34 protein-coding genes are annotated in these 23095 nt (G+C 62.6%); 19 read left to right on the forward strand and 15 right to left on the reverse strand.

Features of this window, described 5'->3' with window-relative positions:
* Positions 1–254 precede the first annotated feature (254 nt).
* The gene (locus ACFLEY_RS32715) at positions 255–1025 is read left to right on the forward strand and encodes an outer membrane protein (protein ID WP_060909915.1); all 771 of its coding nucleotides are present in this window, start codon (positions 255–257) and stop codon (positions 1023–1025) included.
* Positions 1026–1249: 224 nt separating this feature from the next.
* Here ACFLEY_RS32715 and ACFLEY_RS32720 read toward each other — a convergent pair whose 3' ends face one another.
* The 5 genes from ACFLEY_RS32720 to ACFLEY_RS32740 form a co-directional block, all read right to left on the reverse strand.
* A complete protein-coding gene (locus ACFLEY_RS32720) occupies positions 1250–1687 on the reverse strand; it encodes a helix-turn-helix domain-containing protein (protein ID WP_207794713.1) in 438 nt (145 codons plus the stop codon).
* Positions 1684–2355, reverse strand: coding sequence for a hypothetical protein (locus tag ACFLEY_RS32725; protein ID WP_060909914.1), 672 nt, complete (start codon positions 2353–2355; stop codon positions 1684–1686). The genes ACFLEY_RS32720 and ACFLEY_RS32725 overlap by 4 nt, the downstream gene beginning before the upstream one ends.
* Entirely contained in the window at positions 2352–2630 is a 279-nt protein-coding gene (locus tag ACFLEY_RS32730) for a hypothetical protein (RefSeq protein ID WP_129557436.1), read from the reverse strand. The genes ACFLEY_RS32725 and ACFLEY_RS32730 overlap by 4 nt, the downstream gene beginning before the upstream one ends.
* Before the next feature lie 116 nt (positions 2631–2746).
* The gene (locus ACFLEY_RS32735) at positions 2747–3265 is read right to left on the reverse strand and encodes an NUMOD4 domain-containing protein (RefSeq protein ID WP_082755803.1); all 519 of its coding nucleotides are present in this window, start codon (positions 3263–3265) and stop codon (positions 2747–2749) included.
* Positions 3266–3293: 28 nt separating this feature from the next.
* Positions 3294–3509, reverse strand: a complete 216-nt coding sequence (locus ACFLEY_RS32740; protein ID WP_129557435.1) for a hypothetical protein — start codon at positions 3507–3509, stop codon at positions 3294–3296.
* Positions 3510–3544: 35 nt separating this feature from the next.
* Between ACFLEY_RS32740 and ACFLEY_RS32745 the strand changes: the two genes are divergently transcribed.
* Positions 3545–4609 (forward strand): IS630-like element ISRj1 family transposase, encoded by a 1065-nt coding sequence (locus ACFLEY_RS32745; protein ID WP_026192128.1) that lies wholly within the window; start codon positions 3545–3547, stop codon positions 4607–4609.
* A gap of 22 nt (positions 4610–4631) precedes the next feature.
* Here ACFLEY_RS32745 and ACFLEY_RS32750 read toward each other — a convergent pair whose 3' ends face one another.
* The 8 genes from ACFLEY_RS32750 to ACFLEY_RS32785 all read right to left on the reverse strand — a co-directional run bounded on the left by ACFLEY_RS32750 (position 4632) and on the right by ACFLEY_RS32785 (position 8392).
* Positions 4632–4952 (reverse strand): hypothetical protein, encoded by a 321-nt coding sequence (locus ACFLEY_RS32750; RefSeq protein WP_028153557.1) that lies wholly within the window; start codon positions 4950–4952, stop codon positions 4632–4634.
* Position 4953: 1 nt separating this feature from the next.
* The gene (locus ACFLEY_RS32755) at positions 4954–5148 is read right to left on the reverse strand and encodes a hypothetical protein (protein WP_060909911.1); all 195 of its coding nucleotides are present in this window, start codon (positions 5146–5148) and stop codon (positions 4954–4956) included.
* Entirely contained in the window at positions 5145–5351 is a 207-nt protein-coding gene (locus ACFLEY_RS32760; protein ID WP_028153559.1) for a hypothetical protein, read from the reverse strand. The genes ACFLEY_RS32755 and ACFLEY_RS32760 overlap by 4 nt, the downstream gene beginning before the upstream one ends.
* A 21-nt stretch (positions 5352–5372) precedes the next feature.
* Positions 5373–5729: a hypothetical protein gene (locus ACFLEY_RS32765; RefSeq protein ID WP_028153560.1), complete on the reverse strand. Its 357-nt coding sequence runs from the start codon at positions 5727–5729 to the stop codon at positions 5373–5375.
* A complete protein-coding gene (locus ACFLEY_RS32770) occupies positions 5726–5848 on the reverse strand; it encodes a hypothetical protein (RefSeq protein WP_256461382.1) in 123 nt (40 codons plus the stop codon). Before ACFLEY_RS32770 ends, ACFLEY_RS32765 begins: the two co-directional genes overlap by 4 nt.
* Positions 5849–6064: 216 nt before the next feature.
* A complete protein-coding gene (locus ACFLEY_RS32775) occupies positions 6065–6544 on the reverse strand; it encodes a hypothetical protein (protein ID WP_028153562.1) in 480 nt (159 codons plus the stop codon).
* A 19-nt stretch (positions 6545–6563) separates the two neighbouring features.
* Positions 6564–7466 (reverse strand): recombinase RecT, encoded by a 903-nt coding sequence (locus ACFLEY_RS32780; protein WP_028153563.1) that lies wholly within the window; start codon positions 7464–7466, stop codon positions 6564–6566.
* Positions 7466–8392 carry a PD-(D/E)XK nuclease-like domain-containing protein gene (locus ACFLEY_RS32785; RefSeq protein WP_060909909.1) on the reverse strand — a complete coding sequence of 309 codons (927 nt, stop codon included), beginning with the start codon at positions 8390–8392 and terminating at the stop codon, positions 7466–7468. The genes ACFLEY_RS32780 and ACFLEY_RS32785 overlap by 1 nt, the downstream gene beginning before the upstream one ends.
* A 449-nt stretch (positions 8393–8841) precedes the next feature.
* On the opposite strand from ACFLEY_RS32785, the gene ACFLEY_RS32790 reads away from it, so the two are divergent.
* From ACFLEY_RS32790 to ACFLEY_RS32845, 12 genes are all read left to right on the forward strand, one after another.
* Complete coding sequence (locus ACFLEY_RS32790) at positions 8842–9276, forward strand: GcrA family cell cycle regulator (protein ID WP_129557433.1); 435 nt, start codon at positions 8842–8844, stop codon at positions 9274–9276.
* Between the two features lie 84 nt (positions 9277–9360).
* Positions 9361–9741 carry a GapR family DNA-binding domain-containing protein gene (locus ACFLEY_RS32795; protein ID WP_060909907.1) on the forward strand — a complete coding sequence of 127 codons (381 nt, stop codon included), beginning with the start codon at positions 9361–9363 and terminating at the stop codon, positions 9739–9741.
* Positions 9742–9753: 12 nt separating this feature from the next.
* A complete protein-coding gene (locus tag ACFLEY_RS32800) occupies positions 9754–10299 on the forward strand; it encodes a hypothetical protein (protein WP_049831971.1) in 546 nt (181 codons plus the stop codon).
* A gap of 44 nt (positions 10300–10343) precedes the next feature.
* The gene (locus ACFLEY_RS32805) at positions 10344–10973 is read left to right on the forward strand and encodes a hypothetical protein (protein WP_304567010.1); all 630 of its coding nucleotides are present in this window, start codon (positions 10344–10346) and stop codon (positions 10971–10973) included.
* The gene (locus ACFLEY_RS32810) at positions 10930–11661 is read left to right on the forward strand and encodes a hypothetical protein (RefSeq protein ID WP_060909905.1); all 732 of its coding nucleotides are present in this window, start codon (positions 10930–10932) and stop codon (positions 11659–11661) included. The genes ACFLEY_RS32805 and ACFLEY_RS32810 overlap by 44 nt, the downstream gene beginning before the upstream one ends.
* Before the next feature lie 210 nt (positions 11662–11871).
* Positions 11872–13407, forward strand: coding sequence for a DnaB-like helicase C-terminal domain-containing protein (locus tag ACFLEY_RS32815; protein WP_060909904.1), 1536 nt, complete (start codon positions 11872–11874; stop codon positions 13405–13407).
* Positions 13400–13924 (forward strand): hypothetical protein, encoded by a 525-nt coding sequence (locus ACFLEY_RS32820; protein ID WP_129557432.1) that lies wholly within the window; start codon positions 13400–13402, stop codon positions 13922–13924. The genes ACFLEY_RS32815 and ACFLEY_RS32820 overlap by 8 nt, the downstream gene beginning before the upstream one ends.
* A gap of 11 nt (positions 13925–13935) precedes the next feature.
* Complete coding sequence (locus tag ACFLEY_RS32825) at positions 13936–14124, forward strand: hypothetical protein (RefSeq protein ID WP_028153569.1); 189 nt, start codon at positions 13936–13938, stop codon at positions 14122–14124.
* Positions 14125–14151: 27 nt separating this feature from the next.
* Complete coding sequence (locus ACFLEY_RS32830; protein ID WP_060909902.1) at positions 14152–14679, forward strand: hypothetical protein; 528 nt, start codon at positions 14152–14154, stop codon at positions 14677–14679.
* 29 nt (positions 14680–14708) lie between these two features.
* Positions 14709–16466, forward strand: a complete 1758-nt coding sequence (gene istA, locus ACFLEY_RS32835; protein WP_129557431.1) for an IS21-like element IS1631 family transposase — start codon at positions 14709–14711, stop codon at positions 16464–16466.
* A gap of 4 nt (positions 16467–16470) precedes the next feature.
* Positions 16471–17238 (forward strand): IS21-like element IS1631 family helper ATPase IstB, encoded by a 768-nt coding sequence (istB, locus tag ACFLEY_RS32840; RefSeq protein WP_038952109.1) that lies wholly within the window; start codon positions 16471–16473, stop codon positions 17236–17238.
* Between the two features lie 111 nt (positions 17239–17349).
* Entirely contained in the window at positions 17350–17595 is a 246-nt protein-coding gene (locus ACFLEY_RS32845; protein ID WP_129557430.1) for a hypothetical protein, read from the forward strand.
* A 162-nt stretch (positions 17596–17757) separates the two neighbouring features.
* On the opposite strand, the gene ACFLEY_RS32850 is transcribed toward ACFLEY_RS32845, so the two are convergent.
* Positions 17758–18729, reverse strand: a complete 972-nt coding sequence (locus ACFLEY_RS32850; protein WP_028153571.1) for an ABC transporter substrate-binding protein — start codon at positions 18727–18729, stop codon at positions 17758–17760.
* 188 nt (positions 18730–18917) lie between these two features.
* Here ACFLEY_RS32850 and ACFLEY_RS32855 point away from each other — a divergent pair, with 188 nt between their 5' ends.
* Genes ACFLEY_RS32855 through ACFLEY_RS32865 form a run of 3 tightly spaced genes read left to right on the forward strand, consistent with a single transcriptional unit; the run spans position 18918 to position 19950 of the window.
* Entirely contained in the window at positions 18918–19535 is a 618-nt protein-coding gene (locus tag ACFLEY_RS32855; RefSeq protein WP_028154635.1) for a hypothetical protein, read from the forward strand.
* Positions 19536–19548: 13 nt separating this feature from the next.
* On the forward strand, positions 19549–19689 hold the full coding sequence (locus ACFLEY_RS32860; RefSeq protein WP_155258309.1) for a hypothetical protein: 141 nt from the start codon (positions 19549–19551) through the stop codon (positions 19687–19689).
* Positions 19690–19692: 3 nt separating this feature from the next.
* Complete coding sequence (locus ACFLEY_RS32865) at positions 19693–19950, forward strand: hypothetical protein (protein ID WP_028154636.1); 258 nt, start codon at positions 19693–19695, stop codon at positions 19948–19950.
* 40 nt (positions 19951–19990) lie between these two features.
* Here ACFLEY_RS32865 and ACFLEY_RS32870 read toward each other — a convergent pair whose 3' ends face one another.
* Positions 19991–21694 carry an outer membrane beta-barrel protein gene (locus tag ACFLEY_RS32870; RefSeq protein WP_063824262.1) on the reverse strand — a complete coding sequence of 568 codons (1704 nt, stop codon included), beginning with the start codon at positions 21692–21694 and terminating at the stop codon, positions 19991–19993.
* Between the two features lie 545 nt (positions 21695–22239).
* Between ACFLEY_RS32870 and ACFLEY_RS32875 the strand changes: the two genes are divergently transcribed.
* Entirely contained in the window at positions 22240–22638 is a 399-nt protein-coding gene (locus ACFLEY_RS32875; RefSeq protein WP_026193420.1) for a transposase, read from the forward strand.
* On the forward strand, positions 22635–23042 hold the full coding sequence (gene tnpB, locus ACFLEY_RS32880; protein WP_396604302.1) for an IS66 family insertion sequence element accessory protein TnpB: 408 nt from the start codon (positions 22635–22637) through the stop codon (positions 23040–23042). The genes ACFLEY_RS32875 and tnpB overlap by 4 nt, the downstream gene beginning before the upstream one ends.
* Positions 23043–23095: the final 53 nt, after the last annotated feature.

Raw genomic sequence — 23095 nt, forward strand, 5'->3', positions numbered from 1 at the left:
AGGTCCCGCTCTCGTGCAGTTCGAGCCAGCGATCGCAGCCCAAAAGATCGTCAGGCTGGTTTCTTTTCGTGACGCATGAACGTTGGCGGTACTATGCTCCTTATTTCTTAATGAAAATCAACACTTTGCGCGATGTTTTCCGAGGCAAGTGTTGTAGCCGAGCTACAGCAACCAAGAGTCGAACCGGCTAATATTGATTCCGAAAGTGGGGCGTCACGCCGTTTCTCGTATTTGTTTCTGGGGAGATCACTTACATGAAGAAGCTTCTGGTTGCCGCGGCCGGGATGATGGCCGTGGGTCTATCTGCTCCTGCGTCCGCGGCTGATCTGGCGGCGCGTCCGTACACCAAGGCGCCGCCCCCGATTGTCTCTCCGATCTATGACTGGACTGGCTTCTACATCGGCGCTAACGGCGGATGGGGCCAAAGCCGCGGTTGCTTGGATTTCGTAACTGACCTTGGAACAGTCGCAGGTGGTTGCGCTTCTCGCTCCGGAGGCCTAGTCGGCGGACAGATCGGGTATCGCTGGCAAACCAATCAGTTCGTGTTCGGATTGGAAGCGCAGGGCGATTGGGCCGACATTAAGAACACGCGCGTCAGCCTGATCGATCCGCTGCTTTCGACCACAGGAAAAACCGACGGTATTGGTCTCTTCACGGCCCAACTCGGTTGGGCGTGGAACGCCTCGCTGCTCTATGTGAAGGGTGGTGCCGCCGTGACCCACAATCGTCTTGATGTCTTCAACAACCTCACCGGAGTCGGCCTGGACTCGGCAAGTCACACGCGCTGGGGCGGCGCCTTGGGCGTCGGCTGGGAGTATGGCTTCGCGCCGAACTGGTCGGTCGGTGTTGAATACGACCACCTCTGGATGGGGAATGACACCCGCACCTTCGTGGGTGCAGGCGTGGTCACGCCCGGTGGCGTCACCCTCCTTGGCGAGCGGTTCAGCCAGGATGTGGACATGGTCACCGTCCGGTTGAACTATCGCTTCGGCGGCTACGGCGCTCCGGTCGCGGCCAGATACTAATCGCTTCAGTCTGCGCAAACCAAAGCCCCGGCTCGCCGGGGCTTTTTTGGTTATGATGCTGGCGATTGCTGCATTTGCGGTGTCTGAGTTGGGTCAAAATCGGCAATGCTCTGATTGAGCAGAAAATTTCAGCTTAGCCCTCAAAGCCGACATCGGCGCCTTTATGAGTGCCCGTCCTGTCGTGGCGATGATGATGGCGCATTTCTTTGAATCGCCTGGGCCCCTTAAGACTTAGCGCCCGGATTGGGCACCAGATCGGGCAGCGCCGCATACATGACGTCGATGCTATCGAGGTCGATCAGAGTCCGGGCGTCGAATTTCTTCGCCTTGATCCGCCCGGCATTGATCAGTTCGTAGCATTTGGTGTGCGAGAATTTCCCGTAGCGGCACGCCTCCTTTACGGTCGCGAGCCGGTGGCCGCTCGCGGTATCGATCGCGCTCACCTTTACGTCCTCGGTCATCGTCAATTGCCTCGTTTCCCTCGCCCGACGGCGCCGCTCCTGCGTGCTCTGCGCGGTGCGCGCCCGATGGCAGACTTTGCAGACTGTCATCCGCCGGGGCGCATAGCCGTCGCGGGCCTGCATGTAGAAATCGGCCTCGGGCTTCTCCTGCTCGCATTTCCTGCAAATCATCGTCGCCAGGACGGCCGGCCCCTCGGTCACTTGAGCACCTTGGCAATCTCGGCCAGCGACTTCTCGATTTTGTCGGCGACCGCGATCAGCCGCTGCGCCTCGCTGATGCCCGGCTCGATCGCCTTGATCTGCGAGAGCAGTTCGCGCGCGTCCTTGATCTGCTCGCGGATGCTTTCGTTGCCGACCTCGTCGCCGAAATTCTCGTCGCGGATCAGCTTGACCCATGCGCGCGGGATGCCGAGGTCGTTCGCGACCTTCTCGTCGGTCCACCCATCGCCATAGCCGATCTTGTCGTTGACGTAGACCTCGTTCAGCTTCTCGAAAATGATGCGGCGATCCTCGCGGCTCATCACCCGCATGTTGTCCTTCACGACCTTGAGTTTGTCGGTCATCGCGTTTCCGTTCTGCATGGCTTCCGCCTTCCTGATCGATGAGAATTTCGCGGCCTTGCAGCAGCGCGGGCAGCGATGGGCATCGTGGCTGCGGCCGACACGCCAGCCTTTCGCCTCCAATTTGCGCGCGATGAAGCGCCATTCGATCTCGGTGTCGTCGCCGCGAGAATTCTGCAAGGTGTTGACCGGCAGCGGGATCGCGGCCTCGCAGCCCGGCGCACCGCATCGGGCGATGATCCCGCGCACCAGCTTGCCGTCATCGCCATACGGCACAGTCGTGTGAACGAACGCCTTGTCCGCGCTCATGACTGCGCCCTCCGCTTCTGGAACGAGCTCTTCGGCCAGCGGTTCGGCGGGCGCGGTTCGCCTCGATGCTTCGCGAGCAGCCGGGCGCGAAACTCGGCCTCGCGCTGTTCGATCCGCCGGGTCTTCGCGATCTGCGGGATATCGCGCTTGCGGGTCTTCTCGCGGTGCTCGGGGATCAGCGTGGGCGTCAAATTCCAGGACGCATCCGCCCCGCCCTGCGCGTGGTAAATTGCGTGGTCGAAATGAAAGAGCGACAGCACTTGATCCTCGGTCATCTTTACCGCGTCCTCGTGCGGGATGACCTTCACAAGCTTCCCAGTGCCGTCGTCGGTCAGTATCTCACAGAGAGTCGCCGCGAGCCGGGTTTTGAGCGGTATGTAGTCCCGTCGCCTCATTTCCAGGCTCCACGAACGACGCGATGAATAGTCGATGCGGTCACGCCAAAATCGTCACCCAGCTCTGCCATCGTTCCGCGTTTACCGGCATAGGCGGCCCTGATTTCGTCTGCTTTTTCGAGCGTCATCTTCGCATTCCAATGCGCAACGCCTTTCGGTGTGCGACCATTCCGCATTGCATCGGCGATGTTACCGGCGCGGATGTCATCGCGAAGATTGTCGAGATCGTTAATCCGATCATCGTTGCGATGGCAAATGTCCATCCCTGGCGGGCGCGCACCGATGAAGGCAGCAGCCATAAGCGAATGAACGGTGCGCAGCGTGCGCCTGCCGTGATTGTGCAATTGCACTACGTCATAACCGCCGCGCGTTGCCTTGGCTGGCTTCAAGATGCGCTCCGGTACCAGCATAGCACCACCGCGCGCAACCCGTTCAAGCGACTTCACGTGGCCTAGGTCGGATACCGCATACAGACCCTCGAACCCGGGCACGTCTTTCCAGATTTCTTTCCTCATTGCAGCCGCTCCTTGGTCTGCTCGGCGATCATCTGGCGCGTGTACGCCGCCTAATGATCGAACTCCTCCAAGGCGGCGCCGGGTTCGAGGAACGGCCCGCTGTAAAGACCGACACGGTGATGTTGCCGATGATGTTGTAGGCGATGCTGACGGGCGCACCCTGCATCAGATCGAGGATAATGTTGGCCGCGTCGCGCGCGATCTCGGCGTCACGTTCGGCCCGTTCCTCGGCCCTCTTACCCACTTTTCTTGGAACGTGAGTCGTGATTCAAGGTCGGGATGATACCCGAAGCAAGAGAAGTCCACCTTTCGAGGAAAGATCGCAAGGTGCTTGAGGCGTGCTGTCGCTCACCGGTGACGTTGCAGCGCGATTTGAAGCGGGCGCGGATAGTTCTGTTGGCGGCGGATGGGCGCAGCACCCGGTCGATCGCCAAGGAAGTTGGGGTCCAGCCGCGGATTGTCAGCCTTTGGCGGCATCGCTATGCCGACCATGGCCTTGAAGGGCTGCAAGACAAGCCGCGGCCTGGCAAGCAGCCGATCTATACGAAGACGACCGACAAGCGGATTCTGAAGCTGCTGGATAAGCCGCCACCGCAAGGGTTTGCGCGCTGGACCGGCCCCCTGCTGGCCGAGGCGCTGGGCGATGTCGATGTCCAATATGTCTGGCGGTTCCTGCGCAGCCACAAGATTGACCTGGTGGCTCGCAAGTCCTGGTGCGAGAGCAACGACCCGAACTTTACGGCCAAAGCCGCCGATGTTGTCGGCCTCTATGTCGCGCCGCCGGCGAAGGCCATTGTGCTGTGCGTGGACGAGAAGCCCTCGATCCAGGCTTTGGAGCGAGCGCAGGGTTATCTGAAGTTGCCCAATGGCCGCGCCTTGACCGGCCAAAGCCACGATTACAAGCGGCATGGCACCACAACATTGTTTGCGGCGCTCGAAGTCGCCACCGGAAAGATCATCGCGACCCATTCAAAACGCCGGCGCCGCGTCGAGTTTCTCGATTTCATGAACAGCGTCACCGCGGCTTTTCCGAACCGCAAGCTTCACGTCATCCTCGACAACCTCAACACCCATAAAAAGAACGAGGACTGGCTCAAGGCCCACCCCAACGTGCAATTTCATTTCACGCCGACAAGTGCGTCATGGCTCAATCAGGTCGAAGTATGGTTTTCCATCTTGCAGGGGCAGTCGCTCAGCGGCACCTCCTTCACGAGCCTCAAGCAGCTTCAGGAACACATCGATGCCTACGTCAACGCATACAACGACAGAGCCGAGCCCTTCGTCTGGACCAAGAAAAAGGTCCGTCAACGCCGTTTCAAAGGCCGCCGTATCACTCAGCTCTGATTCCGGGTACTCTGTTCTTCATTCATTGGTCGCCCCCTCGCGCGAGCCGATCGATCACCGCGCCGATCACCGATGACGGGCCGCCCCGATCATCGCGGGTGATGGCGCTGGCGATATTGTCGAGCGACGCGCCGTATTGCAGGGCGGGCGAAAGCAGAACCGCGCCATCGCGGGCGATCGCCTCGACCGTCTGACCGGACTTGCCGCCGCTGATGAAAACCTCCCCCAGAGCGCCGTCATCGTAGAAGCCGAGCGTCACCGCATAGCGGCGTTCGAGGCCCCCGAATTCGATCTCGAAGGTCTCGGCTTGCCGCCTTTGCGGTAAGGCCCGACGCTCGCCCATGTCAGGCGGCCTCGGCGGTCGTGACGGCCTTCTTGCGCGGACCGCGCTTCTCAGCTTCCAGCGCCCCGGCAATCTGCCGGATCGCCGCGATCAGTTCGGCCGCAGCCGTGCGCGTAGTCACCGCGGCGTTGATGTGCAATTCAACCTGGCCGCCCTCGGTCTTGAGTTGGATGTCGGCGCATTTCGGGATTCTCATTGTCCGTCCTCCTTGTAAATCGCGGCGCGCACCGCACAGTCCTTCGCCTCGATAAGTTTGCGAAGGCAGGCGGTGCGCTCGGGATTGCGCGGCAGCAGCGAGACCACCCATTCGGCGACCTCGGCAAACTTGGCGCTGGTTGGTTGAAGTTCGGGCTTCAAATGCGAGTAGGCGAAGAATTGCAGCATCGGTTCGGTGCTCACGTCAGTCTCCCGTTGTCATGGTCAGTGGTCGGTTTGCGGGCCATCCGTATGAATGGCCCCGCCGTTGCGGCGGGCGACGATCGCGGCCATGCCGCTCTCGATCTCGCCGCTCGCCTCCTCGCGGCGCTCGACCTCGCGCTCGGCGGCGTATTGCTTCAAGCCGTGCATCAAGGTGGCTCCGCATTGATCGAGCAGGCTCTTGATCGCCTCCGAGCGCCGGATCAGCGCGTCGCGGTCGGCGTTTGCCTTGGCAAGTTGCTGCTTCAAGCTGTCATTCTCAAATTCAAGGACGGCGTTCCTCTTGCCGAGCGCTTCGGCCTCAACGCGGCTGCTTTGCAACTCGGTCTCCAAATTGGTGATTTCGCTCGCGAGGGTCATAGTGCTCTCCTTGGAAAATCGCTGTCCTTGCCCATGACGAAAATCGCCATGATGATTGCGCCGAGACTGCCGACGCAGACGAGGCCAGCGATCAGACCGACCGTGAATGCCGCGCTCATCCTCGGTGACACTCCGGGTTACACGCTCGTGGCGCGATCTTCCGACGGAGTTGGGAGCGGATCATCGCGGCGTAGCGGGTGGTGACCGTCGCGCCGCGATGGATCAGGAGATGGGATTTCCGACCGTTCGGGCCGGTGAAGTGGACGCGCGTGTGTTTGCCGCCCTCGGAGACCCACACGTCCGATCCCCCGGCCTGCCGCACCAAGGTGACAATCTCACGCATCAGTTTCCGCATCAGGCTCGCTCGTTGGTTGGGCCGACGAGATGGTGGCGCGAACAGCGGCGGCGAACCGGGCGCAGGCCGATCCGACCGAGGAGTGATCGCGCTTGAAGACCAGCCCGACCTGACGGTGCGTGGCCCCGGTCGCGACCGCGACGAACGCCATCATCTTCTGGCGCAACTCGATCAGCTCGGGGTCGCGATCGGGCCGAGTGACGACGCTGGGCTGGGCGCCATAACCTTTGACGATGCAGGCGAACGCCTGATCGCACTGCTTCATGTAGCCGCGCGCGGCGCGCTGGCGCCGAAACTCCCGCTCGGCGAACAGCATGACGCGGATGTCCTGCGAGGGGAGCAACGGGCGGGACGCGCCGCCATGGCGCGGGGCCGCCTCGATGCGGAGAACGTCGCCGAGCCGGGTTGCGGTGATAGGCGCAGCACAGGACGAGCCGTCGCGGTCGCAGAAGTCAGGCATTTCCCACTCCTTCCAGTCTTTACGCGTCGCCCGAGGGGCCCTCGGTAGGCGCCTTCGCTTTTGATTTCGGGGCGTGTTCTGCGGCTTGCGCATCGATCGCGGCAATAGCCGCCTGACCGATCGACGGCGCGGTGCCGCGCAGGCGTTCCGTCAGACGCGGGGAGACATCGCGCGCGGCCTCAGATGCGACGGTGAAGCCCGCGTCCTCCATCTCGTCGCGGCCGTACATGCCCGAGATGACATCGGGGCAGTACATGCGCGCCCAATCGCGGCTCATGTTGTAGAACAGTTGCAGGTCTGGCTTGGTGTCCCAAAGCGGCGAGCCCTTGATCCGGCCACTGTCGTTCCGCTTCGGGCGCAGCTTGCCGAGCGTGAACTGATCCGGCGCAGCATCGAGCGGCGGGAAATGGCGCGGCTCTTTCTCGCCCTTGAAGGTCGCCCACACCCGGCACCGCCGCATGTCGCCTTCGCCCTCATAGGCGACTTGTAGGCGCGTGGTGATCGGGGCGCGCGCCTCGACCACCGCGTGAAACATCTGGCTCTCGTAGGCGACCTGCTCGACCTTCTGGCCGCCGACAAACTGCTCGACGACATAGGTCCACTTCGCCAGGGCGAGCGGCGAGACGCCAAGCTCCTGCGCCCGCATGCAATTGGCGAAACAGGCGCCGACGTTGCCCTGCATGAAGGGCGGCAGATAAGGCCCGGACGCCGCCAGCAGCTTCGCGGCATCGACCAGATCGCGCAGGTTCGTGTAATCGACGCCCCCGCCCTTGAACAGCGTCACGGCCTCGGTGCGCTCGGTGACCACCTTCTCCGCGTTCCCCTCCACAAGGTCGCGGCGGGTCACACGATCGGGCTGCGCCTGCTGTTGCGAGGGCGGCGGCGTCTGCGGGGCCTCGGTGGTGACGGTTTGATCAGTCATCACGCAGCCTCCCGCAATTCGAACTTGATCCGGTCATCAACCGATTGGCGATACCAGTCGGGCAAATCGACATACTCTGCGTCGGCGCGATCATCGCCCGGGCCGGGCCAGACGCCGCTCTGGAAGCACTGCCAGAACGTCTTGGCGGCGAGTTCATTCAGGGCGGCGCCGCGCGCCAAGTCCTCGTCCTTGAGCGTCTGCGCCCGGACGCAATGCGGACGCTTGCTCTCGACCCACAGCAGCGTGAACGATGATGCCGGAATGCCGAGCGCCCGCGCGCCCTCGATCACCATCGCGCCCTGCTGGTGATAGCCGTAGTCGATGATGGAGCGCTGCGTGTCGCGATAGAGGACCGAGTGGGTCGATTTCAGATCGATGAAATCGCCGCTGTCGTTCGGTATCTCGTCGGGCCGCGCCTTCTTCCAGAAGCCGCGCGGGTCCTTCCAGATCAGCGAGCGCTCGGGCGATCCGCCCAGCATGCCCTGCTGCACGAGCGGAAACTGACCGAGCGCGATGATCATGCCCTTGGCCCGCTCGGCGAGCGCGGGCGAGATGACGAACTTTCCGGCGTCGCGCTGCTCCTTGAGCCAGTCGCGCCATTCCTTCCTGTTCGCGTTGTACGCGAACCCGCCGACGGTGGCCGGGCGCATGACCGTGTCGTCATCGAAGGGCTCGCCCGCAACTGCCTTGTGCACGAAACGACCGAGGACCATGGCCTCGCTCTCGATCTCGCTGTCCTCGCGATCGGGGTTGAGCGACGATTTGTCGAACGCGTGCTTTGGTGATTTGTTAACGATGTTGCGAAACATCGACGACGAGACGCTGATCGCATCGCAGAGGTCGGCGCGGTGATAGTCGTGCAGCGGGATATCCCGATAAATGCCGGGTACCGTGATCGTTTTCCCGTCCCACCGGATCGACTGCATGCCGACCTCCCTTAGCCTTGCAGCGTTGCAAGGAACGCACAGAAACCAATCCCACCGGTCCCAAGGTGCACTTGGAGCGCGGCATCGCTGATGCTTTTGTCTGGTGTGAGGGCCACCCGCTCGTAGTCCGCAGGCGGTGCGCCGTGGTGATCAGGTCAGTGCGTTATTGTTTGCTTCAATCTGCCTGTCATCGCGATTGTCCGCCCGCTTCGATCAAGCTGTCAACATGGACGATCAAAAAAAGCGGGTACGGATCAACTTCAACGTGTCGCCACAACTGCTGCCACCAACCAACGAACTCGCAGCGAGTTGTCAGCGTTAGTTCGCGTTTGTCCGCCGGTCATGAGTTACGCAATTGGTGGGTACGGGCCGCAGAAAACAGATGACGATGACGCGAAGCAGTGACTATTAAAACGACCGTCGTGCTTCGCGACAAACGGGGCGGCCCGATGGTCTTTCACTCGACATGGGATGATGCGGCTGAACAAACCCTGCGGCGCTGGGTCGCCGAGGGCGCGTCGTCATCGGTCATCGCCGACGCGATGCACCGCACGCGCAGCGCGGTCTCCGGGAAAATCTTGCGCCTGAAGCTTAAACGCCCCGAGGGCCAGTCGCCGATGACGAAAGCCAGCGCCAAGCAGCCGCCGAAAGCCAAGGCGTCGGTCGTCGTCCTGGCGCCGAAGCCTGAGCGCAAGCTCGCGCCGGTCGAGGCGGCCAACGGCAAGCCGGTGCCGTTCCTGCAAGCCAAAAGCTTCCACTGCCGCGCCGTGCTCGATGAACGTGGCGAGGACGGCCTCGCCATGTTCTGCGGCGCCAAGAACCGGCCCGGCTCGTCATGGTGCCCGAAACACCACGCCCTGTTCGTCACCTACGGGAGGGACTAATGCCCGGGGCCCCGATGCGACCACGCGCGGCCCGGCGATGATCCCAGTTCGCCGAGGCCCCGCTAACGCAAAGGGACCTTTCATATGGCGAAGGCAGCAGCAACGCAGACGAACGATCTCGACCCCGAGATCGTGCAGGAAGTCCTCGGCAAGATCGACGGCTATCATGCCGATCTGGCGTCCGAGCGCGGGTCATCGATGGCCCGGTGCCGAAATATCCGCGAGAGCATCAACGCCTGCTTCAAGGACGCGAAGGCGCGCGGCATCCCCACCAAGGAGCTTCGGTCGCTGGTCAAGATCAGGATCAACGAGGCGAAGAACCGGGAGATTTACGAGGAGCTGGAGCAGGACCAGCAGCACATCCTCTCGATGCTCGCGACGGCCGAGGGCGTGAAGGATTTGCCGCTCTGGCGGGCGGCGGCGATGTCCGCCGTGCACGGAAACGTCAGCGCGACCGCCCACTGACGGGAGGGCGGCATGGCGCACGCGCCCCGTATTCTGGCGCTCGATCTCGCATCGCGCACCGGCTGGGCTTGCGGCTTTCCCCACGAGGACAAGCCGCGATCCGGCTCGGTGCGCTATGCCCGCGAGGGCGCCAGCCTCGGCGCGATCTATGCGGGGTGTCGGCAATGGCTCGCCGACTTCCTTGCTACTGAGCCCGACGTGCGGCTGATCGTATTCGAGGCGCCCATGGCGCCCCAACACATGGCGGGCTTCACGACCGCGCACATCATCCGCGTGCTGATCGGGCTTTGCGCCGTGGTCGAGGAATACGGCCACGCGGGCGGCTATGACGTGCGCGAGGCCAAGGTCTCGGAGGTCCGCGAGCATTTCCTCGGCACCAACCGGATCAAGCGGAAGGAAGCGAAGTCGGCGACCATCGACGCCTGCAATCGTCTCGGCTGGGCGCCGAGCGATGACAATGCGGCCGATGCGCTAGCGCTCTGGCACTATCAAGCCTCGGTCTTCGACCCGAAGCTCGCGCTGCAAACCTCACCCCTGTTCCGGCGGAGGATTGCATGAACGCGGGCGGGATTGTCCTGTCGCTCTGCGATCGAACCGGCACCATGGTGCTGCCGTGGATCGAGGCGGGCTATTCGGCGATCACCGTCGATCTTCAACCGGCGCCCCGGGAGCATCATCGCCGCCAGCATGTCGTCGCCGACATCACGCAATGGCGGTATCCGCCCCATCTGCCGCGCCCGGTCATCGTCTTTGCATTTCCGCCGTGCTCGCATCTCGCGGTCTCGGGCGCGCGCTGGTGGTTCAAGGGCAAGGGCCTCGGCGCGCTGATCCATGCGCTGCAAGTTGTCGATGCCTCTCGGCGTGCCTGCGAGGACAGCGGCGCGCCCTACATGATCGAGAACCCTGTCTCGACGCTTTCGACCTACTGGCGCGATCCCGACTACACGTTCGACCCCTGCGACTACGACGCCCCCTATACAAAGCAAACGTGCCTGTGGGTTGGCGGCGGGTTCGTCATGCCGGAGAAGGTCCGGGTCGGTGATCTGTTCGCCGAGCCTACGTGCGTCGAGCCGGTGCTGGGCTCCGCAATCCTCAATTTCTCGCCGACTGCCGATCGCGCCGACACCCGCAGGATCACGCCGCAGGTTTCGCGAGCGCGGTATTTCGAGCCAACGCCGGGAGGGTCTGATGGCACGCATCAGGACGATCAAGCCCGAGTTTCCGCAATCTGAGACCATCGGCAAACTGTCCCGCGAGGCGCGCCTGCTGTTCATCCAGTTGTGGACCCTCGCCGATGACGAAGGGAGGGCTCGCGCGGCCTCGCGAATGCTCGCGAGCCTTCTCTACCCATACGACGACGATGCGCCGGGGCTCATGGACGGCTGGCTCGCCGAGCTTGAACGCCATGGTTGCATCACCCGTTACGTGGTTGAGGGCGCCACGTATTTGCAAATCGATAACTGGCTGAAACACCAGAAGATTGATCGCCCGACGCCCTCGCGTTTGCCGGTTGTCAGCGAGGCTACGCGATTGCTCGCGAGCCCTCGCGAGCCCTCGTCGACGGACCTTGGACCTAGGACCGTGGACCATGGACCTAGGACCGAGGACCATGCCGCGCCGATTGGCGCGCGCTCGGGCTCTGGCGAATTGGACTTCGGCGAGACGGTCCCGCCGCCGCGACCGGCCAAGGTGCCACCGCCGTCTGACGCGGAGACCGAACTGTTCCGGCGCGGCAAGGAAGTCCTCGGCAGTGCTGCGGGAGGCCTCGTCTCGCGATTGCTCAAAGCGAAGGGCGGCAAGGTCCCGCTGGCGCGTGCGGCGATCGAACAGGCGTCCACCAAGCACGATCCCCGCGAATACATCGGCGCCATCATCCGGGCCCCGCCCGAGCATGAGCCGCCAAGGGTGGTGCAGCCATGACGCGCCGCCTGTCGCTGGACGAGGTGCTGCGGATGTTCGCCCGGATCGGCTTCGACCCGCGCTCGCATAGCGGCACCCACGAACTCCGCTGCCCGGCCTGCTCACATCTGCGGCGCAAGAAGACCCACAAGTGCCTGTCCATCCGCTGCGATGCGGACGGCTTTTTCTTCCGCTGTTTCCACTGCGACGAATTCCATGGGAGCTATCGCTATGACGACGCTCGCGACGCGACACGTCGAGTTCTTCGAGGCCCGGGGGATATCGCCCGAGCTGGCCGCCAAGTTCGAGATTTATACGGGTACTCTCGTCGGTGAGAAGCCGAACCGGCATGTCGTCGCCAACCCGAGCGGCAACATCCTCGTCTATCCGTTCATCGAGCACGGCGTCGTCGTGAACGAGAAATATCGCACCGAGCGCGATGGCGAGAAGTTCTTCTGGCATCGCAAGGGCGGCAAGCGGACGTTCTGGAACGCCGACGTGCTCGATGACCCGCTTCTGGAAGCGGGCACGCAAGCGCTCGTGATCACCGAGAGCATCGAGGACGGCATGGTCGCGATCGATTGCGGCTGGCCGCTCACGGTCTCGGTGCCCGATGGCGCGCCGCCGGTCCCGAAGGATGGACGCCTGTCGCCGCTCGATCCGCAGACCGAGGCGAGCGGCAAGTTCGAGTTCCTGTGGCTCAACCGCGATCGGTTGAAGCGGATCAAGCGGTTCATTCTCGCAGTCGATGACGACGGGCCAGGACAACGGCTCGCTGCCGAAATCGTCCGTCGGCTCGGCGCCGTGCGCTGTCTGTTCGTGACGTTCCCGCCGGGCTGCAAGGACTTGAACGAGGTGCTGCGCCAGTGCGGGCGCGATGCGGTCAGCGCCGTGCTGCGGGAGGCCAAACAGTATCCGGTTCGCGGGCTCTATCGGCTCTCGGAGTATCCGGCGCTCCCGGCGCTGCACCCGATCTCGATCGGCTGGCCGCTGTTCGACGGCGACAGCGTCGCGTCCGCCAACAATGCTTGGCTGAAGCTGTTCCCGGGCGAGTTCATGGTCGTCACCGGCATCCCGAGCCACGGCAAATCGACTTGGGTGCTGAACGTGCTGGTCAACATCGCCCGCGCCTACGGATGGCGTTCGGCCGTCTTCTCCGCCGAGATGCCAACGGTGCCGCATCTCCGCGACAAGCTGCGCCGGATCATCGCGGGCACCGCGGCTGCATCGGCCGAGGCCGACGAGTTCATCGAGGGTAGCTTCACGTTCATCGACCACGATCCGAATGACGCCGACGAGGAAGACATCACGCTGGAATGGATCATCGAGAAAGCCCGCGATGCGGTGCTGCGCGATGGCATCCGCGTGCTGGTCATCGACCCATGGAACGAGATCGAGCACGCCCGGCGCCGCGATGAGAGTTCGACGGAATACATCGGCCGGGCCATCCGCATGCTGAAGCGCTTCGGGCGGCAATACGAGGTCGCCGTGATCGTCCTGGCGCATCCGACCAAGGACGTGTGGGAGCACGGCCGGGCCCGAACCGCCACGCTCTACGATATCGAGGGGTCGGCCCACTGGTTCAACAAATGCGACCACGGCGTCGTCATCGAACGCGCGCCGGAAGCCAACAGATCCACCGTGCACATCGCCAAGGTTCGGTTCGAGGAAACCGGCTTCAAGGGCGCGATCAACATGGGGTTCGACGTGCAGACGCAACGGTTCGAGGAACTGGCCGAAAAGCAGAAGGAGATGGCCCTTGAGTGACGTGCCCGTGATCCGCCGGGATGACCCGCTGAAATTCAACCCGCTCGAAGACGCCGTAATGGAGGACATCGCCCCCTCGGTCTGGAGCGGCCCGCATGTCGGCAAGCGTCTCGCCGAGGCGATGCGAACCCTGCGCCTGATCCCGATGCGCGCGGTCGCGGGCTATGGCGCGCCGTGGCCTGCCCACAGTTACGAGTTCGAGGACTTGCTCGCTCAACAGGCGCAAGGCGAACTCGAGAAAACGATGCGGATGCAGAACCGCACGCGCCTGCTGCCGTCCTTCAGCGATGTCACCCGCATGGAGGCGGCGATCTGCTGGCCCGCCCGCTACCTGCTCGGCCAAATGCATCTGCTCCGGGCGGTCAACTGTGTCGCCCTGGCGCACTCTCTCGAACGCGACGCGGGATGGGTCGCGGTCAAGCGCGGCGGCTATGCCGACACATGGCGGGCCAACCACGATCGCGGCTGCGATGTCATCGCCGAGGGTCTGCGCGGCGAGCTCGAGCCGGTCTTCTAAGGGAGGGCACCATGCGGATCACCGAGGCGATGATTGAGACCGCCGCCATCGCGATCAGGGACGCGGTCGCGAACAGGGTTGTCGGCGAGGAAGCCCGGCGTCGGGGAAAGCCATGGGCGGCTTTGCCCGCGAAACTGCGCGACGCCTGCCGCGCGGAAGCGGCGGCGGCGCTGCACGCCGCATTGCAAGGTGATCAATGAGCGACGGCAAGCGCGGGTGGAGATACGATGGACCTTGAAATCCCCCATGGCGCGGACAGGGAGTACCTGATCGTTTTCGGCGTGGCGGCGATCTATATCGCCACGATCCCGCGCGGCGAGCCGTGCATCGTCGGCGTCTCCCGCGACCTCGGCCGGACCTTCGATGGCATCCGGGACAATTGGCCGTTGTCGGAGATCGGCTGCGCGTATTGGGTCAAGGACCGCGACACCGCCGAGGCGATCGTGGCCGAGGCGACCGAGGTGCTGCCGCGCGATCCCGAGGGGAGGCTTGCGGTCCGCGCCGAGTTCGCCCGGCGCCAAGTCGAGGCGGTCGCCGCGCGCTGGAAGATCACGCTGACGAACCACGACGCGGCGATGTCGCGGGTGCATGCGGCGGTTCGCCATGTGCAAGAGACAATCAACCACGCTAACGCGACCGGTGATCTCGCTTGGTTCAACGCCGCCTATCGTGCCTGGCCCCGTGGGTCGGTCAAAATCCCCCGGGTATGGTCACTTGAAACTCCCCCACCTGATGATCGCCGTCAGCGCCGCTGAACAGCAGTAGCCGGTCAGGCAGGACGTTTATGTTCGACCCCTTTAGCCAGCAAGGGGCCGGGGAGTTGAACGTCTTGAAGCGACATCTGCAAAGCACCGTACTTACATTACTTGATCGCAACACCAGCCAGCGCGAGATTCACCGGCTGACGGGTGTCGATCGCAAGACGATCCGGCGTTATCAGGCGCTGCGGGCCGGTGCGGAGGCAAATTCCCCCGGGGAAGTGACCACCGGCTCGGTGAGCGCGGACGGCCAAATTCCTCCACCCCGACCACCGGCTTTTGGGACATCGGAAGCGACGGTCACCAGCAGCCTGGCCCGTTCGGCTTGCGAAGCGCATCGGACGTGGATCGAAGAACAGGTCCGGCTGAAGCGGAACGCGCAGGCGATTTACCAGGACCTGGTTGATCAATTTAGCTTTCCGTCCAGCTACCAGAGTGTCAAGCGGTTTGTGCGCCGGTTGCGGCACGCTGATCCTGAGCAGTTTGATCGTCTTGAGTTCCTCCCCGGCGAGGAAGCTCAGGTCGACTATGGCGAGGGCGCGCCGACGGTTGATCCGAAGAGCGGGCGGTACCGTCGTCCCCGCCTGTTCGTGATGACGCTACGCTACTCGCGGCGCAGCTTCCGGCGGGTAGTCTGGAAGTCCAGCCAACAAGTCTGGGCGCAGCTCCACGAAGAGGCGTTCCGGTATTTTGGCGGGGTCCCCAGCTATGTCGTGCTCGACAACCTGAAGGAAGGCGTCCTCAAGCCGGATTTGTACGAGCCCCAGCTCAACCCGATTTACAGCGCGATGCTGGCTCATTACGCCGTGGTCGCCGATCCCGCGCGCGTGGCCGATCCAAATCGGAAAGGATGCGTCGAGAATGCGATTCAACATACCCAGGGCACTGCGCTGGCCGGACGGCGCTTCGAGACGCTGGAGGCGCAAAACGAGTTCTTGAGGCACTGGGAGGAGAACTGGGCTTCCAAACGCATCCACGGCAGCACGCGCCGTCAGGTCGAGGCGATGTTCCAGGAAGAGAAGCCGCACCTGCGGCCGCTGCCTGTCGCTCCCTTCCGCATCTTCACCGAAGTCGTCCGGACTGTCTGCGACGACACCACCGTACGCGTCGACAACAGCTATTACGCCGCGCGGCCCGCGCCGATCGGCAGCCAGGTCGTCGTGCGCATCTACACCACCACGATCGAGATCCGTGATCGCCACACCCGTGCGCTGCTGCGTGTTCATTCCCGGATGGCGCACCCCGGTTCTGTCGTCCTGCCGACCAGCGAACGGCCGTTCAACCCGTCGCGGCAAACCGCCGTGCTGCTGGCGAGCGCCGAGCGCATCGGACCGCAGACCAGGGCCTTGTGCCAGCAGGTGTTCGACACCGAAGGGCGCCCCGGACAGCGCGCGATGTGGGGCATTGTCGGGCTGGGCCGGAAGTATCCGGCGCGGCTGGTCGAGCAGGCCTGCGCGCACGCCATCGACAACCGCATCTACCGCTACAAGCACGTGCGTGCGACCGTCGAGCGGTTGTTCGAACAGGCGATCGAGCAGGTTGGAGTGACGCCACAGCCGGCATCGCCGCTCACCCAGGATCATCCGCTGATCCGTACCCCCGCGGAATACGGCGACCTCTTCAGCCGCGCTGTGCGGCGCGACGCCGACGACAATGGTCGGCAGGCCGAGGCTCACGACGATCACGCCACGGCAATCCGCGCTCGTGTCGCCTGCGCAACCCCGGCCAACTCCGGCGCCACGAGCGCTCCCGCTGCACCTTCTCACCTTAAACTGGAGACCTAGCCACATGATGACCATGCCGGAAATTGAGCGTTGCCTACGACAGCTGCGCCTGTCGGGTGTCCGCGACACGCTGCAGACGCGCGTGCTCCAGGCGCAGGGCGCCAACCAGCCCTTCCTCGAGACCTTCTCCCTTATCCTGCAGGATGAACTGGACCGTCGTCAGTCCCGTCTTATCGAGCGGCGATACCAGCAATCCGGGCTCGACGAAAAGCTGACGCTCGCCGAGTTCGACTGGTCCTTCAATCCCAAACTGCCACGTCAGACCTGCTTCCAGCTCCACACCCTGGCGTTCATTGCCGCTGGCGAGAACGCTCTGCTTGTTGGCAAACCTGGCACCGGGAAGTCGCACATCGCCAAGGCGATTGCCTATCAGGCGATCCTGCAAAGCCACAAGGTCCAGTATCTTGAGACCGACGACTTCTTTCACCGCTACGCCCTGAACTCTCCGGCACAACGCGAGGTCCGGCTGCGAACCATCATCGACTGCGATCTCCTCGTGCTGGACGATCTATTCCTCGCACGCGCCATCCCCGACGACGCCGGCACTTTGCTGCAGACCCTGATCCATCAGCGTTACAAACTGCGCCGCAGCGTCATCGTCACCTCCAATCGCGTCGTGCAGGATTGGGGGGCATACCTTGGGGACAACACTATGAGCACGACGATCCTCGATCGCCTTATGCATCATTGCCATCTGCTTGAGTTCGACGGACGCAGCTATCGGCTCAAAGAAGCCGCTGAAGCTCTTGCCCGGGAAACAAACTCAAACTAACAGTCCCTTGTCCTGCCTCGCGGGTGGAGGAATTTGACTGACCACACCCGGAGGAATTTGAAGTGACCCGCGGGGGCCTGGCGGATCGAAGCAGAAAAAATTGGGCGCGTCATGAGCTACGCCGAGGCGCTCGCGCGGCTGCGCAAAGCGGTGACTAAACGGCTGATTACTCTCGACGTAATCAATTTGGACGCCGATCTCTTGCCCGGCATCTTCCCCGAACTGCCGAAAGAGCGCGCAGAAAATTACGTTGACGACTTGAAAAAACCGGTGCCTTCTTCGCGCACGCGCACGCGCACGCGCCCGAGGCCAAAGCCACGCGCTGATGGATCGGGCCGCCGTGGTATTTCCCACTAACGCAAGACTGTTCGACCGATCCCGGCGGCGGGGTCGGTTTTTTGGGGTCACGTACTCAAGAACCACGTGCCGCAGATCCGGGCGCATATGACAGTGGCCCGCTGCCCCCCCTGTTAGCGGGCGCGAGAGCGGATCTCGAGGTCGGGGTTGGGCCAAGAGCGGTCATTCAATCACGTCATCTGCACGCAGTAACAACTCTCGGCTAATCGGCAATCCAATGCTGCGCGCTGTTTTCAGATTAATCACAAGCTCGAACTTCACTGGTTGCTCAATCGGCAGGTCGGCCGGTTTTGTACCGTTCAGCACCTTCTGCACGTAACCTGCGATGCGCTTGGCCTCAAAAATCCTATCTGGTCCATACGACAACAAGGCCCCGCTGGCGGCGAATTCGCGCCACGCTGCGATGACCGGAAGCCGCTGCTCCAATCCATATTGGGCAATTCTTGGGGCGACAAAATTAGTTAGGCGCGAGGCGACCACAAACAAACCGTTCGCGCCGTTGGTACTTGCTGCACGAAGCGCGGGCTCAAGTTCTCCGGGGCTACCAATCGGATGCGCTGTTATATCGATGCCAAGCGATTGTGCCGCTTTCCGTGCAAACGTTAGCTCATCATCGAGATGTTGCGGATTGAAAATGACTGACACCCGCTTTGCCTTAGGAGCTACCTCGCTTAGCAATTCCACCCGTTTGACCGCCATTTCATCGGTAAGAAAGGTTACACCGGTAAAATTCTTGCCAGGGTTGGCGAGAGACGTGGCCAGACCTGCTCGTATCGGACTGTCGCTGACGCCACCCACGACAGGTATGACGCCCCCGCTTGCATCGAACAGCGCTTTGATGAGGTCGCCACCAATCGCAAGCAGTAGGTCGGGCTTCTGCACAACGAGTTCCTCCGCCAACTCTCGGAGTCGCGTCGAGTTGCCTTCGGCGTAACGGTAAATGATCTGGAGATTGCTGCCGCTCGCGAAGGCGCCCTGCGCGAGCGCATCCTTCAGCGATTGATCGATCCGCCCCAGCGATGCATCGTCGAACACGAGCCAACCGATCCGAAGGGGCTTTTTTTGCGCAAGCGCCCGTCGTGGAAGCGACAACGCCGCAAACGTGATCAAGGCAACGAAATCGCGCCGCCTCATGGTCGTTCACCAGAATTCGAGCCGCCCGGCAGCCAAAATATAGCAGTCCGGAGAGCAGCAGCGTTCGCTTTTTTTGAGAGCACATGTTCCGTTGAGGGGCAAAAGCAGTAAGGCTCTGGCTAAGCGTAAGAATTCCGCCTGGCCGTCAGAAGCTTGACCTCTACGCCTTATGAGCACACCCACCACCCATGCCAACGCTCGGGGTTGATTTCGATTTCTCGCAGATCGCGCAGCGTGCCATGGACCTCGGCGCGACGGTCGATCAAATCCCCTACATCATGGCGACCACACTCAACATGGCTGCCGAGAATACCCGGTCGTACCTGATCGAGACGACATGGCCGTCGTCAGTGACCGTCCGGAATCGTTCGTTCATGAATGCCGCGCTGACCACGAAGGGCTCGCGCGCCACGAAGGGCGATCTGACGGTCGAGATTTACGACAAGATCGGTCGGGCGAACCTGTTTCTGCATGCCAAGGGCGGCACGCGCCGGGCGAAGGGCGGCAACCTCTCGATCCCGTCGTCGGTCAACGTGCAGCGGACGAGCGGCGGCGCCGTGCGGACGCAGCAGCAGCCGAAGAATTTACGGAACAGCTTCAAGCGCGGGCGCTTCATCTTCCAACGTCAGGGCCGATCGACACGCAAGGCGAAGGGCCGCATCAAGCTGATGTATTCGCTGCGGCCGTCGGTCCCGATCCGGCAAGACGTGCCGTTCTACAAGGACTTCGCCGAGGTGATGCGGCAGGAGATGACGCTAAACCTCGCAATCGCGGTCATCCGGGCGATGTCGACCCGGCGCCGCTAACACTGAGGGTGCCATGGCAGGCAAGCCGAAAGAGGACGAGCACGAGGACCGGCGCCATGCGGACAAGCCGCCGGCGGACAAGGCCGAACAGGAGCAGCCGAACGCGGATAAGCCGGAAGATCCCCCGCCCGGCGTGCCGCCCTACAAGGACTAGGCCGTGCTGATCCAGCGCGTTGCGCGAGATCGTGCTGTCAACCGGCTCGATCCCGAATACCTCGCGCAATGGCGCGCCTACCATCGCAACATCGTCGAGCGATACATCGCTCGCGCGATGTCATGGGCCGACGCCCACAATGCGCTGGTCTCCCTCGGCTACCGGGACCAAGCGCTCAAGATCGAACTGCTCAGTTGGATAAGGCCCGCGCCCGGCAAGGACATGGCTAATGATCCTTACTCGATTCGCGCCATTTCTTAGCGTCGAAGAGGCCTGGAGCTTGGCTATAGGTGTGATCTTTTCAATCGAACCTATAGGACGCCTGAAAGAACGTGCCCCAGCGCTCCATGCTGTGCTTTGCAAATATGGGTGCACCAACGCAGCCGCTGTCGCTGCACGGCAACATGTCGCTCCGCCTGTTGGTCCACATCGCCCAATAGCGGCCACCGACGCCGACGCTGAAGTTCCTGGTGATGAAGTAGGACAAGACGCCTTCAACCTGAACGCCGCCGCCACGATTGCCCCGTTGCTCAGCGAAGGTGGTCATAGGGCGCAAGAGATGGTTGTCACGCCCCTTGAAATCGGTCCAGGGCAGGTAAGCGACGTCAGCGTTCAAACGCCAACGCTCGGTGAGCATGGTTTCGGCGCTCAGGCCGATCCGAGCTGCATTCCACTGAGTATTCTGGCTTCCAACGACCCTGTCGTCACCCGGCGGCAAGCAGGGTTCCGGGTCAGCTATCTGTACACAGCCCCTCGAGTCGGAGCTCTGTTCGTAGTAGGTCCAGCCGATAAATCCGCCGACCTTGTAGTTGGCGGCGCGCAGGAAATCGTAACCTACATCGGCCGTGTAGTACGTGAACCTCCCGTTTGCCTGGCCTGAGATCGTGTTGACATAGGAGAAGTTCGGGGGGAGCCCCCAATCTTCATCGTTCATGTGTCCTTTGTCGAAGCGCCCGAGGCCAATGTTGCCCTTCAGGAACACTCCCCACGGGCTGTCAACACGGCCAAATAGCTCTCCGGAAAGTCCGTCAAGTCCGTGATAGGTGAGCCTCGATTGAAGAATGCTGGGGTCATCAAGGCCGCCGGCGCCCACTGCGCTGTGGTCCCATTGGAAGCGTCCCCGGCTGAGCCAGAGCCGCGATCCGCCTTCGAACGACCAACCGGCCGTGTAAGCAATCGGCGGCGCGCTGGCGGGGGCTTTTGCGTATAGCGGCGCGTCGGGCCATTGCACCGCCCACGGGTCGGCGCCAAAATGGTAGTTCAACCCTATCTTTCCGATGTGATAGCTGCTGGAGAGGCTGGTTATGTTCGCCGGAAGAATTGCGAACGGCGGATCCTGCACCGTCGGAGGCGTTGCGACACTCGGCCCGCCGAAATGGAGATAGTCATACTCGACGTTGACCGACCATGCAGGCGTAAGTGCTTGCTCGACGCCCAGCCCGATGATGCTACCGACTCGACCATAGTCGAAATGGGTTTTCTCCTGGGTGTAAGAGCCGTAATATTCGTTGTTGTTGATGACGTCGCCCCGATTGTTTTGCCAAGCTACGCCTCCCTTGAGATAGGCCAGTGTGTGGCCGAGTGCGCCAAAAGCGTAACCAACGCGGGCTGTCCCGGTAGCAAAGAGGTTGGGACCTGCCTTGCAGTTTGCGCTCACGACGAAGCCGGAGGCGGCGAGGCAGGTGTTTGTGCCTTCGGAGACAACACCGCTGGCGTCGAGTTCGAGACCAAACACCCAACTGCTGTTCTGCCAATTGTAGCCGACCTGGCCACCCGCGAGAAACACTGGGGTATCGACGACACCGCCATAGATTGACTGACCGTAGGGATTGCTGAAGGAGGTTCGGCCGTACCCGCCGCCGACGTGTCCGCCAATATAGCCGCCTGACCAGTTCCACACCGCGGGTGGCAGTTTCACTTCTGGCTCAAGGTCTGCCGCATTCGCTGCACCGTTTGCGACGAACGCAATTGTCGTGGCTCCTAAAAGAAGAACTCCAGATCGCATCCAACACTTCCCTGCATTTTCTCGGTCCACGACCGAGCGTCCTTAAGCTATCGCGCAGCAAACCGTCGGGGCGGACCAGACGCTAACAGCGACGCGCGCCGAGTCCGCCCCGAAGATCACCGCACTGCGATTGGTGATGATGCCGTGAACAAAGCAAACCGCGTGCCGAAGTGAATTCGCAGGCTGCGAAGGCACTTCGTCGCGGCATGTAGCGTCAAGTTGCTGACATTGGTCTCGATACCGACAGTCGGCGCAGCCAGTGCCCGACAGTGGCCCGCGCGCGCGCTGAATGTGCGGGGCAGGCCTTGCGCAGCATTTCATTCTTACGCGCGGTGCGCACGCTGACGCGTGCAGACTCCGGCGGTGCGATTTCAACAGGGTCTTCTGTGCGCGTCCTCGACGACCGCGCTGTGTCGTCGTTGATTTGAACTTTCACGGGGTCCTACCGTAAGCGGAGCTTTTCTCCCATTTGATTGACTGGTTTCGCTTCGGCTTTCGCTCTGCGATCCTTGGCTTGTCAGAGAGCCGAGAGGAGACTGAAGGCGATGGAACAATCGGGGGAGGAAGCCGAAGCTGATGGCTTTGTGGGGAAGCTTACGCGCCGGACGCGTTCTGGAGGCCGGTTATGGTCTGCGGAGATCAAGGGGCGCGCTGTTTTCGAGAGCATGAAGCCCGACGCCCGGGTATGTGATGTCGCACGGCGTTATGGTGTGAAGGCCCAGCAGTTGACGAGGTGGCGCAGATTGGCGCGTGCTGGCCGGCTCGCATTGGTCACGGACGACGCGGCGGATTTCGTGTCGATCGAGCTGAGCGATCCAGTGGCGTCAGGCAAGAGCGAGGGGCCCGTCGAGATTACGATTGGCAAGGTTTCGGTCCGCCTGGATGCGGACGTGTCGGCGGTGCGGATCGCGGAGATCGTGACTGCGATCGAGCGCGGCGCATGATCATTCCGGCGCAGGGACTGCGGATTGTGCTTGCTGTGCGTCCTGTTGACTTCCGGTGCGGGCACGACGCGCTGGCCGGTCTTGTGCAAAACACGCTTGGGCTCGATCCGCATTCGGGCCTGATCGTGGTTTTTCGTTCGAAGCGCGCCGACCGGCTGAAGATTTTGCTATGGGACGGCACGGGCCTCGTTTTGGTCTACAAGCGCCTTGGCCGCGATGGTCGTTTCGAGTGGCCGCAGATCAGCGACGGCGTCATGCATCTGACGCGCGTGCAGTTCACTGGAAGCGAGTGGGCGAACGGATTGTCGCGACGCCAGCTGCGGCGAACTGACTCAGACCCGACAACCTGTTTCGCGCGGGGCTTTGGGATGATAGCTTGCGGATGTGCAGCCGTCCCCCATTGATCCCGCCCGTCTTGCAGCGCTGCCCGCCGATTTGCGCGCGCTCTTCCGCGCGC

Source organism: Bradyrhizobium sp. YCK136 (assembly GCF_044570075.1).
Taxonomy (GTDB): Bacteria; Pseudomonadota; Alphaproteobacteria; order Rhizobiales; family Xanthobacteraceae; genus Bradyrhizobium; species Bradyrhizobium diazoefficiens.

What these genes read in the sequence shown, in the direction of transcription:
- ACFLEY_RS32715 (WP_060909915.1), top strand. Translation starts at nt 255, where the DNA reads ATGAAGAAGCTTCTGGTTGCCGCGGCCGGGATGATGGCCGTGGGTCTA.
- ACFLEY_RS32725 (WP_060909914.1), bottom strand. Translation starts at nt 2,355, where the DNA reads ATGAGCGCGGACAAGGCGTTCGTTCACACGACTGTGCCGTATGGCGAT.
- ACFLEY_RS32730 (WP_129557436.1), bottom strand. Translation starts at nt 2,630, where the DNA reads ATGACCGAGGATCAAGTGCTGTCGCTCTTTCATTTCGACCACGCAATT.
- ACFLEY_RS32735 (WP_082755803.1), bottom strand. Translation starts at nt 3,265, where the DNA reads ATGAGGAAAGAAATCTGGAAAGACGTGCCCGGGTTCGAGGGTCTGTAT.
- ACFLEY_RS32745 (WP_026192128.1), top strand. Translation starts at nt 3,545, where the DNA reads ATGATACCCGAAGCAAGAGAAGTCCACCTTTCGAGGAAAGATCGCAAG.
- ACFLEY_RS32750 (WP_028153557.1), bottom strand. Translation starts at nt 4,952, where the DNA reads ATGGGCGAGCGTCGGGCCTTACCGCAAAGGCGGCAAGCCGAGACCTTC.
- ACFLEY_RS32755 (WP_060909911.1), bottom strand. Translation starts at nt 5,148, where the DNA reads ATGAGAATCCCGAAATGCGCCGACATCCAACTCAAGACCGAGGGCGGC.
- ACFLEY_RS32765 (WP_028153560.1), bottom strand. Translation starts at nt 5,729, where the DNA reads ATGACCCTCGCGAGCGAAATCACCAATTTGGAGACCGAGTTGCAAAGC.
- ACFLEY_RS32770 (WP_256461382.1), bottom strand. Translation starts at nt 5,848, where the DNA reads ATGAGCGCGGCATTCACGGTCGGTCTGATCGCTGGCCTCGTCTGCGTC.
- ACFLEY_RS32775 (WP_028153562.1), bottom strand. Translation starts at nt 6,544, where the DNA reads ATGCCTGACTTCTGCGACCGCGACGGCTCGTCCTGTGCTGCGCCTATC.
- ACFLEY_RS32780 (WP_028153563.1), bottom strand. Translation starts at nt 7,466, where the DNA reads ATGACTGATCAAACCGTCACCACCGAGGCCCCGCAGACGCCGCCGCCC.
- ACFLEY_RS32785 (WP_060909909.1), bottom strand. Translation starts at nt 8,392, where the DNA reads ATGCAGTCGATCCGGTGGGACGGGAAAACGATCACGGTACCCGGCATT.
- ACFLEY_RS32790 (WP_129557433.1), top strand. Translation starts at nt 8,842, where the DNA reads ATGGTCTTTCACTCGACATGGGATGATGCGGCTGAACAAACCCTGCGG.
- ACFLEY_RS32795 (WP_060909907.1), top strand. Translation starts at nt 9,361, where the DNA reads ATGGCGAAGGCAGCAGCAACGCAGACGAACGATCTCGACCCCGAGATC.
- ACFLEY_RS32800 (WP_049831971.1), top strand. Translation starts at nt 9,754, where the DNA reads ATGGCGCACGCGCCCCGTATTCTGGCGCTCGATCTCGCATCGCGCACC.
- ACFLEY_RS32805 (WP_304567010.1), top strand. Translation starts at nt 10,344, where the DNA reads ATGGTGCTGCCGTGGATCGAGGCGGGCTATTCGGCGATCACCGTCGAT.
- ACFLEY_RS32810 (WP_060909905.1), top strand. Translation starts at nt 10,930, where the DNA reads ATGGCACGCATCAGGACGATCAAGCCCGAGTTTCCGCAATCTGAGACC.
- ACFLEY_RS32815 (WP_060909904.1), top strand. Translation starts at nt 11,872, where the DNA reads ATGACGACGCTCGCGACGCGACACGTCGAGTTCTTCGAGGCCCGGGGG.
- ACFLEY_RS32825 (WP_028153569.1), top strand. Translation starts at nt 13,936, where the DNA reads ATGCGGATCACCGAGGCGATGATTGAGACCGCCGCCATCGCGATCAGG.
- ACFLEY_RS32830 (WP_060909902.1), top strand. Translation starts at nt 14,152, where the DNA reads ATGGACCTTGAAATCCCCCATGGCGCGGACAGGGAGTACCTGATCGTT.
- istA (WP_129557431.1), top strand. Translation starts at nt 14,709, where the DNA reads ATGTTCGACCCCTTTAGCCAGCAAGGGGCCGGGGAGTTGAACGTCTTG.
- istB (WP_038952109.1), top strand. Translation starts at nt 16,471, where the DNA reads ATGATGACCATGCCGGAAATTGAGCGTTGCCTACGACAGCTGCGCCTG.
- ACFLEY_RS32845 (WP_129557430.1), top strand. Translation starts at nt 17,350, where the DNA reads ATGAGCTACGCCGAGGCGCTCGCGCGGCTGCGCAAAGCGGTGACTAAA.
- ACFLEY_RS32850 (WP_028153571.1), bottom strand. Translation starts at nt 18,729, where the DNA reads ATGAGGCGGCGCGATTTCGTTGCCTTGATCACGTTTGCGGCGTTGTCG.
- ACFLEY_RS32855 (WP_028154635.1), top strand. Translation starts at nt 18,918, where the DNA reads ATGCCAACGCTCGGGGTTGATTTCGATTTCTCGCAGATCGCGCAGCGT.
- ACFLEY_RS32860 (WP_155258309.1), top strand. Translation starts at nt 19,549, where the DNA reads ATGGCAGGCAAGCCGAAAGAGGACGAGCACGAGGACCGGCGCCATGCG.
- ACFLEY_RS32870 (WP_063824262.1), bottom strand. Translation starts at nt 21,694, where the DNA reads ATGCGATCTGGAGTTCTTCTTTTAGGAGCCACGACAATTGCGTTCGTC.
- ACFLEY_RS32875 (WP_026193420.1), top strand. Translation starts at nt 22,240, where the DNA reads ATGGAACAATCGGGGGAGGAAGCCGAAGCTGATGGCTTTGTGGGGAAG.
- tnpB (WP_396604302.1), top strand. Translation starts at nt 22,635, where the DNA reads ATGATCATTCCGGCGCAGGGACTGCGGATTGTGCTTGCTGTGCGTCCT.